This is a genomic window from Peribacillus glennii (assembly GCF_003429105.1).
GTDB classification, from domain to species: Bacteria; Bacillota; Bacilli; order Bacillales; family DSM-1321; genus Peribacillus; species Peribacillus glennii.
The window spans coordinates 64,767-76,116 of sequence record NZ_QVTD01000015.1 but is presented as its reverse complement, the minus strand read 5'-3'; the positions used below and the strand labels follow the sequence as shown (position 1 = coordinate 76,116).

The window sequence follows — 11,350 nt, the reverse complement described above, 5'->3', positions numbered from 1 at the left end:
GAGCCAGGATCAAACTCTCCGAAGAAATGTTTGAATAGCTCATTTGTTTTTATAGTGTTTGCTCACTATTAAAATTAACGTTGGCGCTTTGTTTTGTTCAGTTTTCAAAGAGCAATTTCTTTGTCGTTTCTCTTAGAAGCGACTTTGTTATAATAACAAATCTACTCTGCTATGTCAACAACTGTTTATGAAAGTTTTTATGATAATCTTTTTTAACACTTTGTTTCACAGCAACTTTATCAATATAACAGCGATAAAAAAATCCGTCAATAGTTTTTCGACATATTTTTATACATCCTAAATGTTTTGTCATTTACATTTGATCACGTTCGTTAAGCCCGCGTTTCGTCCTCATATAAATCATGCATTCCTTCGCTGGCGCTACTCTCTTAAACAAGTTAAAGAGAACCTTATATCTTTCCTCCATTGCCCGTTTAACAATATGGTCGATTCGTTCATCATTCAGGTCGAACAGGATTTCATCCAGCTCTCTTTTTACGATATATTCAATTTCTTGCTTCTCTTTATCAGTAATAACAAACCCGAGCATATTACCACCTCTAATTATTTTTACATTATAGTTACCATAAATAGCTGGTTTTATTAAACTTCTCACCGATTTTGGCATAAAGCTTGAAGTTCCGCCATAGGATGGAGACAAGAGTTGTGGACGAGGTGAATGAAGAATGAATTTTTATATGGTAATAAGTGCCCGCAAGATCAAACAATACGGTCTTATTGTATTCACAGCATTATTCACGGCCTGGTTCCTGTTTGTTCAAAATATTTTGCATGCCCCCGTGTTTTCAACACCGGACGGACCTAAAGCGGTGTATAAGGGAGAAAACAACATTGCCCTCACCTTCAATATTGGCTGGGGGGATGAGCAGGCCAGACCCATCTTAGAAACCTTAAAGCAGCAAAACGTAAAATCGGCAACATTTTTTCTGTCCGGCGCTTGGGCGGAGAGACACCCTGACATCGTAGCCGGCATCGTAAAAGAAGGCTATGAAATTGGCCTGCTGGGATATGCTTATAAAGATTACACGAATATGAAGGACGAAGAAATTTCAAAGGATATTTCAAAAGCACAGACGGTGTTCAAAAAATTAAATGTAAAAAACATTGAGCTTTTGCGTGCGCCAACCGGCCATTTCGACAAACGGCTTCTTAAAATCAGTGAACGTTTCGGTTATACTGTAGTCCACTGGAGCATCGATTCCAAGGATTGGACAAATCCCGGCATCGATAAAATCATCGAAAATGTAGACCAGGCTGAAAAAGGCGATATCATTTTGTTGCATGCTTCCGATTCGGCAAAACAAACAAAAAACGCCCTGCCACAGCTGCTTGAAGAACTCCGCTCAAAAAATCTCAGGTTCATGAGCGTTTCAGAGATGATTTCCAATTCCAGTGCGAGAAGCAATGAAATAAAGTAATACACAAAACCACTAAAACGGAGGCCTCGCTGTAATAGCCAGGACCCCGTTTTGTGAAGTGAATGGAAAATGAATTGTGTGACCCACATCTGGGGTCTAACTACAGCTTGAAAGCTCGCCAAATGGCGAGCTTCGGATTATTGGGTCTTTCATGTAATTTGTTCATTTCGATTCACGCCGGTTTGTTTGTTCTTAGCCTTTCTGTTTTCCAGCTCTTGCTGCGATTTTGCTATGAGCTTATTGAGAATTAATAGTTGGTACGCATTGCATGCCAGGAGTGGAAATAACATAAATAACATCCAGCTTTCATTGTTGACCCGTAACACAGGAACCCACTCAACAGTTGTAACGACAACCATAAAAAATAGTGCAGGAATAAACGCCTGCTTATTTGTTTGTTTCCCCTTAATAAAGGCTGTGATCGATCCAATAATCAATAAAAATACAGCAAGCCCAAGATAGGAACCCAGCCCTTCACCATTCCCGAATGTGATAAAACGAAGATACACCAGGTCAAATAGCACAAAAACAATCAATACAAGCTGTACTGCATTCCAGAGGGAGGGGCCTTTGAAAATCCCCAGTCCAAAACGGTGGATCGTCAAGTATGCAAAATATCCCGCTTGGCTGATCACGCTGAATATTAACCCTACCCCAAACATCCAAATAAAGGTGGAGAGAATTTCACTTATATCCAATGCTGTAAACATAGGTGCAAATTCGTTCCAACGGGCCGCAAACCCAACAATACCCGCTGTAAACCCACCGACTGCCAACGTAGATAGAAATAATCGAACTATATTACGGCTGTTCATGATTTTCCCCCATAGTTGTACTTTTTACACCTTTGATTGTACCAATGGACCCTTGAAAAATCTACATATTCTAACATCGAATAAATATCAGGGAAAACACCATATTAGGAATATGAACTTATGAAAGGGGCTTTTATAATGAGATCCAGAGTTATACTTTTCCTGTTCTCTATGTTGTGTCTCGTTATAACAGGCTGCACACAGAATGGGCAAGCGGCGGAAAGAGTCGATTACGATGAAACGAAGAAAATGGTTGTCGATATATTAAAAACGGATGATGGGAAAAAAGCTATCCAGGATATTATGTCGGAAGACGGCATGAAGCAGCAATTTATTATGGATCAGAAGATCGTATCAGATACTATCGAAAAAACCATCACATCTGACAAAGGAAAACAATTCTGGCAAAAGGCTTTTAGTGATCCTAAGTTTGCAGCCGCATATGCCAACAGCATGAGAGATGCACACGAACAACTGATAAAGGATCTTACAAAGGATCCGCAATATCGAAGCATGATTATGGAAATCATGAGGGATCCGTCTGTCCAAAGAGAATTCGATGCATTGTTCAAAAGCAAGGAAATGCGGGAAATGTCGAAAACCACTCTTATCGAGACAATGGATAGCCCGGTTGTAAAAGATAAGATTGCCGATATCCTTTTGAAAGCAGCCGCAGCCATGCCGGAAAAAGGCGGCCAGGGACAACAGCAAGGCGGCGGTTGACAGATTCGATAGAAAAGCGGAAGTGTCCTGTTTTAAGTAAAGTCGACTAAACAAGCAAAGCCACGTCCTGTAGCATCCTCTGCACCTACATTTATATACATCGAAGCTAGACATGGGTAAATTTTTATACTTTTTAGAACCGGCCTGTTGGTGAGCCTTTCCTAAAGGGCGAGAATGGGTGCAGCCTTGCCATCAGGATGCAATACAGACTAAAGGAACGGTTTACTTAGTCTGTAGTCTGCTTTATGCAGTGAAGTTTTATCTCCCTTTTTACCTCCCAAAATAAAAGGCTGAACCCTGTGGGTCCAGCCTCTTTCCTTAATCCTGAAGGATATCGATAACTTTGTTCGCGATATCAGTATAAATTTTCCCTAATTTATGGTCCTCAGCATAGATGGAAGGAGAAAAATCATCTTCGTTCCAATCCGGCTGCTGCAAAGGAAGCTGGCCCAAGACCTGGGTGCGGAGTTCTTCTGCAAGTTTTTCTCCGCCGCCGTGTCCAAAAACATATTCCTTTTCGCCTGTCAATTCGCTTTCGAAATACGACATATTTTCGATGACACCAATTACTTCATGTTCAGTTTTAATAGCCATAGCACCGGCGCGAGCCGCTACGAAGGCAGCTGTTGGATGCGGAGTCGTGACGATGATCTCCTTGCAGGCTGGCAGCATGGAATGGACATCCAGAGCCACATCGCCAGTCCCTGGAGGCAAGTCGAGCAATAGGTAGTCCAATTCTCCCCACTCTACCTCGTTGAAAAAGCTGTTTAGCATTTTTCCGAGCATTGGCCCTCTCCAAATGATAGGGGCATTATCTTCCACAAAAAAGCCCATACTCATAACTTTCACACCAAGGCGCTCAACCGGGATTATCCTTTCACCGCGTACTGTCGGGCGTTTGGAAATTCCCATCATGTCCGGCACACTGAAACCATAAATATCGGCATCAACTAGACCGACTTTTTTGCCAAGACGGGCAAGTGCCGTAGCCAAGTTAACAGAAATGGTTGACTTACCTACTCCGCCTTTACCGCTCGCAATCGCAATGAATTTCGTCTTGCTGGTTGGCGCTAGCAACCCGGGGTTATCCTGTGGCATACCGGCACGGAATTTAGCCAAGTCATCTTCCGGCAAATCCGTAAAACGGATGCCCACTGAATCCGCTCCCCCATTTTTTAAGATTTCGACAATTTTGGTTTGAAGCTGGAGCTGTTCGCCTGTGCCAGTTTTAGCAAGCGCGATTTTAACGCTTACATGATTCTTTTCAGGCTTTATCTTAACTTCCAGAATCCCATTCGTTTCCGCTAAACTTTTATGAAGAAAAGGGTCCTCGAGATCCTTTAGCAAGTTCAATACTTTTTCTTCTGTTAACACACCGGGCACCTACCTTTTTTATTCTTCTTTTCCACACATTAGTATAGCACATAATATCAGTATTGCTTAACAAGCCAGCTTGAAAACCCTTTATTTTTCAGAATAATAGAAAGCCGGAACCATATCGTCCGGCTTTGTCTTCTTTCATTCATTCAGGCATCTTTTTCTCAGTAAGGTAACGCAAAACTCCTTTGTAGACAGATGCTGCAATTTTTTCCTGATAGGATTCCTTTAACAGGTTGGCCCTGTCCTCAGGATTTGATAGAAAACCTATTTCGACAAGCGCTCCCGGTTTTTGGGCGTTTCTCATTAGATACACATTTTGAATCGGCCTTGCCTCCCGGTTGGTATTTTCCAGATTTCTTCTAATTTCAGCTTGTATAAATTTTGCAACTTGTTCATTTTCCTCATATCGCCTTGTATAAAAGGTCTGTGCACCCTTCCATCTGCCGGAAGGGATTGCATTAAGATGAATGCTTAGGAATAAATCCGCTTCGGATTCGTTAATCATTTTGACCCTGTTTCGTAAATCTTCCCGTTTCCTGTTGCGAATCCCTTTGGTATTTTCGTCAGCCAGATCGCCATCATCTTCTCTTGTCATAATCACAAGGGCACCCTGCTCTTGCAGAAAATCCCTGATTTTCACCGTAACTTTTAATGCTATCTCTTTTTCCAGCACCGACTGCACGATTGCCCCTCCATCAGGGCCGCCATGCCCGGCATCAAGAATAATGATTTTCCCCGATAGAGGCAGGTTCCAAGATTTCCATGAATCATCATCTACAAACTTTACTGTCACGATTAAAAATAACACGATAAAACCAATCGCAAAGCCTGTATATTTCAATTTCCGCCGCATATTCCGTCCCCTTTTCACTCGTCCTATATTAAACCTATGGGACAAGGAAAAAAAATAGAACACCCGGCGGAATTGAAGTTGCCTACAGATTAATGGAGCCTCATTTTCCGGCGCCTATCTCCTTTTTCAAAGCCTTCTTCCCACCACGAGCCCACATACCCTTCACATCTGTAATAAAGGCTTTCATTATAAATATCATTATCGCCGGCTTTCCCCCAATAGAGGATAAAGTTAAACAGCGTGTCAGTCAGATGTTTTTCTTCCTTACTGGAACGGTTTCTTGCCATCTCCATGGATTCTCCATAGGAAGCGAATTTACTGTAATTTGCGCCTAACAGGAAAGCCTCGATCGCAACATCGTAACACGCTTCCTCAAGCACCTGGCTAAAAGACACCCCTATAATCCTGTCTGAACCAAAGAACTCCTGAACCCGGTTCTTCAGCGTTTCAATGGAGAGCTCCCGTAAAATCTTTCTGTCATATTTGACTTGCTTTGCCTTCTGCTTCTCTCTCAGCGTTGTAATTACATTCATGGTATACACCTCAAAAATCCAATAGTTCCTCCCCGTCCCGTTGTTAGTTACGGGACTTGTCTTTAGTTTTAGCCCTGCAATACGTCCGATGCTTCCTTTTTAAAGTTTGATGATGGCAATTATTTATAAGGGAGTGGAAGAAAGAAATGGGTACAGTATAGTTATCAGGTTTTTTTTCATAAAAAAACCCCGGTCTCCCGAAAGCACCGAGTGGTAAGAATAAAACTCTTATATAGCAAGAATTACTCTTTTGAATCGCCGAAACCTAAATTGCAGTAGAAATTAAATCTTTACGGCGATACACACTTAACACAATCCCGACCAATATGGCATTAAGAAGGATCGGCATTAAGCCGTAGCTTAAAAATGGCAATGACATTGTAGTCAGCGGCAAAAATCCCACTGACATCCCAATATTGTACACGAACTGGAAAGTATAAAGCGTCACCGCGCCAACAAGAAGAAGTTTACCATGTGAATCTTTAGCCTTGGTTATGGCTGACACAATCCGAGCTATAAAAAGTGAAAGTATAAAAACCAGTGCCATGTCAAAAAGCCATCCATTATAGTAACTAAAGCTTACAAACACTAAATTTGTACGAGCTTCGGGAATAAATCTTTTCGTCATAGTGTTTCCAAACCATCCCACCGCAGCCATCTTTTCTTTTATATGCAGGTATGTGAAACCTGCGCCATTTGAATATATTTCAGGATCAAAAAAAGCAAGAAAAAAAATAAAACTCCAAAATGCCAGAACTTGAATCTTCTGTTGTTGAAAAGGAAGCCCAGGCATGAAAAAGAATGGTATGGCCTCAAACTTTCAATGGCCACAGGTCCTACCTTAATGGCATATGAATGTAAATTCAATTGGACGAAAGCCAGCCCATTTTACACAAGCTGGCTTTTAGAAATATTTAACTTAGAGATCAATATCAACGTTTTGATCTTGTTCTGTGTCCTGACCTTGTTCTGAATTTTGATTCTGGTCTGCATCTGAATCAGCATCGGCGAAAGACCGAGAACGTACACGAGCATTTGAATCGGAATCCACGTCGATGTCAAGGTCGATTCTGGAGTTACCGGATTTACAGATTTTTGCAATGTTAGTATTTTTATCTTCATTTCTAACCTTATTGTCGGAATCAACGTTATTTTCATTTTCAATATCTATGTTATTATCAAAATCATTGTCAACGTCTACATCAAACCGGACATCAGCTTCAGCATCTGAACGTCCATTTCCCCTACCATGTCGATTTCTGTTATTTCTATTCCCCATTAATGTCCCTCCTTGCTTCTTTTATATAAGCAATGTATTCAATTTTGGAGATGACGAATGGACGAACCTCCTAGGTAAATTGTATATTTTTAATCCTTTCCAGGCTTGTCCATTTCATAGCTGCTTGTTTCATAAATAGCAGTATGTAGTTTGAAAGGAGGGATTAAATATGGATGCGCTAAAATGGTAAACATAAAAAAGACCCCCAACCAAAATGATTGAGAGCCTTTGGAGCGTTGATAATTAACGCTTTGAGAACTGAGGTGCACGACGAGCGCCTTTAAGACCGTATTTTTTACGTTCTTTTATTTATATATTAAATAAGAAGAAACTGGGTATAAAATGATATCCGGAAAGCCTGATTTATCGGGCTTTTTTCTTTTGTTGTGAAAACAAGAAAAAATATCTTTATATTTGTTTGGTGGTCAGAATGTGGTCAAAAACACCTATGCTTATTAAAACAATTCTGCTGGTATCGTTCATTTATTAATGCCGATTGTTCACATTTATAATAAGGTTTAATAATTCCTTGCGCCTCTTGTTTGAGAAAAATTAGCCTTATGGGGTGGGGAACTATAGACGTTTAATATTATTTTTTCTTATTTATTTAAATTCCCATCTGAATAAACCGAAATATATGGATTATTTTTTTTGTTTTTATTTTTTGTAGAAAAATTTGTGTTTTTGTCCATTTATGCCTACGAAATAATGAAACATCAGGAGAAATGAAAGTAATATGATCAAAACTTAAGACAAGTATTTTTCAAGGTATACGTTTGTACATATCAGTTGGCCAAGCTTCTGCGTATATTATTATGAAGAAAAAAAGAAAGGAATAATAGTATGGGAAATAAGGATTCAGAGGAAATGGACAGCTTAAAAGGGTTTTGTAAATTTGATTCGAGTAATGAACATAAACAATGCAGTGATCATTCTTCTTCAAAACAGCATAATAGTCACTTCAATCAAACTTTCACCCGCCACCATTCTGGTATCAACAATTCTCATCCATCAGGTTGCGGCTGCGGTACATGTGGCCACAATCATCATAATTCCACCCACCACCATTCTTGCTTCAACAAACATATACACCCATCAAGTTGCGGATGCGGGAAAGGTGATCACGCCGGATTTAACCAAGGATGTTTCCGTGGACATCATAGCACCAGCCACTTTGATGGGCATTTTATTGGAAGCAAGAGTGATGTCCCATTTAAAATTTCACCATTCCACTTCAGTTTGAATAATAACTTCCGCCTGAATTTTAATGGACTAAATGGGAATCTTGCATTTCAATTATTTCGTTTTAAGGGATGCAAGGTAAAGGTTGTATTTGAATGTGGGGGAGGCACTGACGAGGTTACAGGCAGGATTTGTAATGTCGGCACCAATTTTGTTGATATTATAATGGAAAATCATAAGGTTGTAACAATAATGATTAATCGCATCTGTAAGCTTGATTGGTTAGACAAACATTGCAACCCATGTCCTGTTTGCTTCAATCCTTGTGATGCAGATCATGTCTGTCCACATTGTGGTGAAGATCCAAACGAAGAAGACCCAGATGAAGATGATGACGAAGGCGAGCAGCTAGAAGATCACTAGAACGAAACAGTAGTGGTGCCAAAAATCAAACTCGTATAAAAAAGTAAGAAACGAGCGGCCTTTTCCTGAAAGCTAATTTGGATTAGGCCGCTTTTATATTCCCATATGTAAAAAATATTTTTTTATCCCTGTCCTTCAAAAACCCATTCTACAGTAATGAACCAAATATCATGGGGGGTAATTTCGAAAAAGGTTTTTCACAATGTCAATTACTGCCCAGTTGAATATGATAGTCATGAAAACATCTTCTAGGTGGGAGGTTTCTAGATGAGGGGGGCTTTCATCTTATTCAGTGTAATATTTTGTACCCTAATTTATCCCAAACAAATTTTTGCTCACGCTGTCCTTACAGAAGCGAAGCCCGCTGCTGATAGCAGATTACAAGAGAGTCCGGATTTAGTTACCCTTTCTTTTAATGAAAAAATTAAGGAGGGGTTATATACCATAAAAGTCCTCAATCAAAGTCGGGAAACGATATCAGATAAAAAGCCACAACTAAGCATGGATAAGCGAAAACTCCAAATCAGTATTCCGAGACTAAACGATGGAGCTTATTTGGTCACTTATCAGATCGTTTCCGCTGACGGACATCCTATCAGTGGATCTTATGTCTTCACAGTGGGGAATGCAGCTTTTCCACTAGATCCGGAATGGAAAACAACAGGGTTGGAAAAAATCCAGATTGCTGTCTATTTAACGAGAGCTGTTTATTATGTAGCTTTATTAGGTATAACGGGATGGATTTTTTGGGGTGTTTTTCAGACAACAGTCCAGCCGGAAATAATAAGAAAAAAATACCGTTTTACTGCCTTGGTATTACAGCAATTCCATCTACTATCTCTGTTAATCCTGATTGCCGTTCAATGGCTGATGAATACTACATCTTCGGGTATTCCATTAAACACTGGTTTCGGCCTTTCATGGTTATTTTCCTTACTTTTATCCCTGATGGGATTTTGGGTCTTATTTCGCGCCAAATGGCTGGATACAGCTTGGTTTCTGCTAATGCTGGCAGCCAAAAGCTTTAATGGACATTCCAATGCATACGGTCCCGAATGGGTATCGATTCCCTTGAACTTTTTGCATCTGCTTTTTGCAGCAGTCTGGGCTGGGGGATTACTGTACATTATCCTTTATTGGCAGAAACACCACCTTCATGTAAAAGAATTTATTCTATTATTTTCAAAAATTGCTTTTTTATGTATGATGTTCCTGTTTTTAACTGGAACCTTTGCAGCATTTCTCTTTTTACCCGACATAAGCTATTTATGGGCTGCGCCCTGGGGAATTCTGCTTATAATAAAATTAATACTTGTTCTCTTTGTCATTTTATCAGCCGGAAAAGTCCGTTCTATATTTAAAAATAAGCCGGCAGCAGCAGCTTGGCTTTGGCTGAAAATAGACTTTTCAATAATGCTGATGATTACATTTTTAGTTGGCGGCTTAAGCTATTTAAGTCCGATACCTCCCAATACTCCATTGAAATGGGTTGAAAAAGGCAGTGGGGCCGATATGACGATAACCATCACACCGAACGCGCCGGGAAAAAATAAATTTCAACTCCAATTCAAAAAGGATAAAGTCAAAAGAGCAGAACTATCGTTAATTTACGAGGGAGGGGAAAAAATTGCCCCCATAGTGGTGCCTTTAAAACCATCCAGCATGGATGGGATATATGTGGCTGAAGGCTATTATCTTCCCTTTCATGGTAAGTGGGTCGCAAAAGTAACATTCATTGATAAAAATGAGAAGGAAATTCTTTACACAAAGAGTTTTCGTATATTTTCAACAAGGGGAAATGAGTCTAAATAACTATTATTCTACCGTTAAATACATTTCCTTGTGTTCATGAATGCTGCCTTTCTCTACATGGATCTTAACCGTATACTCTCCCTTTTGCTGAAAACCTAACTTTGCATAGTAAATCCCATCTTTACTTTCTGCCGCTTCAATCACCTGGTGGTTTGTTTCACCCTCTTTCCAAAATTCAAAATCGACATTTGCATTGGAAAGAGGGTGACCGCCATGCATTATGACTACTTTGAAATCCATAACCAGGCCGGTATGATTATTTATCGGCGAGATTATTTCAAAGCTGATGTCTTCTGAATGTTCATGATGTGAATTAGCTACCTTTTTGGGAGGAGCTGTTTCGTTTGTAGAGGCTGAACAGCCGTAAAGAAAGACAGCGCTAAGAAAAGCTGCAACTGCCATAACCAGCAAATTTCTCTTCATCTTTATTGCTCCTTTATAATGATCGTAATGAAAAGCAGAGAAGCCCAAACCCTAAGAAGACCAGAAAGGTAGCGATGACAAGCAAAGGAAGCTCAGCTGCCAATCCAAGCATCGGACCCATTATTCCTGCCATGATTCCGTTGGATACACCTGTTACAAGTGTCTGATAGTCAACAAGAGATCCAAATATTGCTCCGGCACTAATGGCAATTAACAGAGTTAAAAACGTGACCTCAGAAAAAAACAACGGGAATTGATTTCCCAAAATAATACCGCAAGAGATGCCCATCACTCCGCTTGAGGTCATCGCAATATTCATTCCAAAATGATAACTAATCAAATTCCTGGATTTTCGCAAGTAAAAATAGGAAACCGCTGCCATGACGAAATAACTGATAAAAATAACCCATATAAAAGGTACCACCATCCTCACCTCTTATTTCTATATGTATGAGTCCTATCACAACTTGCTCCATACTATCGGTCAT

General features: G+C 40.0%; 14 protein-coding genes and 1 pseudogene. 5 read left to right on the top strand and 10 right to left on the bottom strand.

Features of this window, described 5'->3' with window-relative positions; all coding sequences use genetic code 11:
* Positions 1 to 313: 313 nt before the first annotated feature.
* Positions 314 to 550 (bottom strand): hypothetical protein, encoded by a 237-nt coding sequence (locus tag D0466_RS18390; RefSeq protein WP_117323998.1) that lies wholly within the window; start codon positions 548 to 550, stop codon positions 314 to 316.
* Between the two features lie 136 nt (positions 551 to 686).
* Here D0466_RS18390 and pdaB point away from each other — a divergent pair, with 136 nt between their 5' ends.
* Entirely contained in the window at positions 687 to 1,439 is a 753-nt protein-coding gene (pdaB, locus tag D0466_RS18385) for a polysaccharide deacetylase family sporulation protein PdaB (RefSeq protein WP_117323997.1), read from the top strand.
* A gap of 149 nt (positions 1,440 to 1,588) precedes the next feature.
* Here the strand turns inward: pdaB and D0466_RS18380 are convergent, their stop codons facing one another.
* Positions 1,589 to 2,254: a KinB-signaling pathway activation protein gene (locus D0466_RS18380; RefSeq protein ID WP_117323996.1), complete on the bottom strand. Its 666-nt coding sequence runs from the start codon at positions 2,252 to 2,254 to the stop codon at positions 1,589 to 1,591.
* Positions 2,255 to 2,392: 138 nt separating this feature from the next.
* On the opposite strand from D0466_RS18380, the gene gerD reads away from it, so the two are divergent.
* Positions 2,393 to 2,977: a spore germination lipoprotein GerD gene (gene gerD, locus D0466_RS18375; RefSeq protein ID WP_117323995.1), complete on the top strand. Its 585-nt coding sequence runs from the start codon at positions 2,393 to 2,395 to the stop codon at positions 2,975 to 2,977.
* A 318-nt stretch (positions 2,978 to 3,295) separates the two neighbouring features.
* Here gerD and D0466_RS18370 read toward each other — a convergent pair whose 3' ends face one another.
* The 6 genes and pseudogenes from D0466_RS18370 to rpsI all read right to left on the bottom strand — a co-directional run.
* A complete protein-coding gene (locus tag D0466_RS18370) occupies positions 3,296 to 4,351 on the bottom strand; it encodes an Mrp/NBP35 family ATP-binding protein (RefSeq protein ID WP_117323994.1) in 1,056 nt (351 codons plus the stop codon).
* Between the two features lie 148 nt (positions 4,352 to 4,499).
* Positions 4,500 to 5,210: an N-acetylmuramoyl-L-alanine amidase CwlD gene (gene cwlD, locus D0466_RS18365; RefSeq protein WP_117323993.1), complete on the bottom strand. Its 711-nt coding sequence runs from the start codon at positions 5,208 to 5,210 to the stop codon at positions 4,500 to 4,502.
* 89 nt (positions 5,211 to 5,299) lie between these two features.
* Positions 5,300 to 5,743, bottom strand: a complete 444-nt coding sequence (locus D0466_RS18360) for a DUF2521 family protein (protein WP_117323992.1) — start codon at positions 5,741 to 5,743, stop codon at positions 5,300 to 5,302.
* A gap of 265 nt (positions 5,744 to 6,008) precedes the next feature.
* Positions 6,009 to 6,536, bottom strand: coding sequence for an FtsW/RodA/SpoVE family cell cycle protein (locus D0466_RS18355; RefSeq protein ID WP_117323991.1), 528 nt, complete (start codon positions 6,534 to 6,536; stop codon positions 6,009 to 6,011).
* A 126-nt stretch (positions 6,537 to 6,662) separates the two neighbouring features.
* On the bottom strand, positions 6,663 to 7,022 hold the full coding sequence (locus D0466_RS18350) for a hypothetical protein (protein WP_117323990.1): 360 nt from the start codon (positions 7,020 to 7,022) through the stop codon (positions 6,663 to 6,665).
* A gap of 243 nt (positions 7,023 to 7,265) precedes the next feature.
* Positions 7,266 to 7,331: pseudogene (gene rpsI, locus D0466_RS18345) on the bottom strand (30S ribosomal protein S9); the annotation flags it as partial.
* A 586-nt stretch (positions 7,332 to 7,917) separates the two neighbouring features.
* Here rpsI and D0466_RS22320 point away from each other — a divergent pair.
* The 3 genes from D0466_RS22320 to D0466_RS18330 all read left to right on the top strand — a co-directional run bounded on the left by D0466_RS22320 (position 7,918) and on the right by D0466_RS18330 (position 10,439).
* A complete protein-coding gene (locus tag D0466_RS22320) occupies positions 7,918 to 8,265 on the top strand; it encodes a hypothetical protein (protein ID WP_117323989.1) in 348 nt (115 codons plus the stop codon).
* Positions 8,262 to 8,627, top strand: a complete 366-nt coding sequence (locus D0466_RS22315; protein WP_117323988.1) for a hypothetical protein — start codon at positions 8,262 to 8,264, stop codon at positions 8,625 to 8,627. Before D0466_RS22320 ends, D0466_RS22315 begins: the two co-directional genes overlap by 4 nt.
* A 267-nt stretch (positions 8,628 to 8,894) precedes the next feature.
* Positions 8,895 to 10,439: a copper resistance CopC/CopD family protein gene (locus D0466_RS18330; RefSeq protein WP_117323987.1), complete on the top strand. Its 1,545-nt coding sequence runs from the start codon at positions 8,895 to 8,897 to the stop codon at positions 10,437 to 10,439.
* A 3-nt stretch (positions 10,440 to 10,442) separates the two neighbouring features.
* Here the strand turns inward: D0466_RS18330 and D0466_RS18325 are convergent, their stop codons facing one another.
* A complete protein-coding gene (locus tag D0466_RS18325; protein WP_117323986.1) occupies positions 10,443 to 10,862 on the bottom strand; it encodes a FixH family protein in 420 nt (139 codons plus the stop codon).
* Between the two features lie 13 nt (positions 10,863 to 10,875).
* On the bottom strand, positions 10,876 to 11,289 hold the full coding sequence (locus D0466_RS18320; protein ID WP_117323985.1) for a hypothetical protein: 414 nt from the start codon (positions 11,287 to 11,289) through the stop codon (positions 10,876 to 10,878).
* Positions 11,290 to 11,350 lie beyond the last annotated feature (61 nt).

Bases quoted from the DNA above. Each gene is read 5' to 3' on its own strand.
- D0466_RS18355 (WP_117323991.1), bottom strand. From the start codon at position 6,536: ATGCCTGGGCTTCCTTTTCAACAACAGAAGATTCAAGTTCTGGCATTT.
- D0466_RS18380 (WP_117323996.1), bottom strand. From the start codon at position 2,254: ATGAACAGCCGTAATATAGTTCGATTATTTCTATCTACGTTGGCAGTC.
- D0466_RS18360 (WP_117323992.1), bottom strand. From the start codon at position 5,743: ATGAATGTAATTACAACGCTGAGAGAGAAGCAGAAGGCAAAGCAAGTC.
- D0466_RS18390 (WP_117323998.1), bottom strand. From the start codon at position 550: ATGCTCGGGTTTGTTATTACTGATAAAGAGAAGCAAGAAATTGAATAT.
- cwlD (WP_117323993.1), bottom strand. From the start codon at position 5,210: ATGCGGCGGAAATTGAAATATACAGGCTTTGCGATTGGTTTTATCGTG.
- D0466_RS18350 (WP_117323990.1), bottom strand. From the start codon at position 7,022: ATGGGGAATAGAAATAACAGAAATCGACATGGTAGGGGAAATGGACGT.
- gerD (WP_117323995.1), top strand. From the start codon at position 2,393: ATGAGATCCAGAGTTATACTTTTCCTGTTCTCTATGTTGTGTCTCGTT.
- pdaB (WP_117323997.1), top strand. From the start codon at position 687: ATGAATTTTTATATGGTAATAAGTGCCCGCAAGATCAAACAATACGGT.
- D0466_RS18325 (WP_117323986.1), bottom strand. From the start codon at position 10,862: ATGAAGAGAAATTTGCTGGTTATGGCAGTTGCAGCTTTTCTTAGCGCT.
- D0466_RS18320 (WP_117323985.1), bottom strand. From the start codon at position 11,289: ATGGTGGTACCTTTTATATGGGTTATTTTTATCAGTTATTTCGTCATG.
- D0466_RS18330 (WP_117323987.1), top strand. From the start codon at position 8,895: ATGAGGGGGGCTTTCATCTTATTCAGTGTAATATTTTGTACCCTAATT.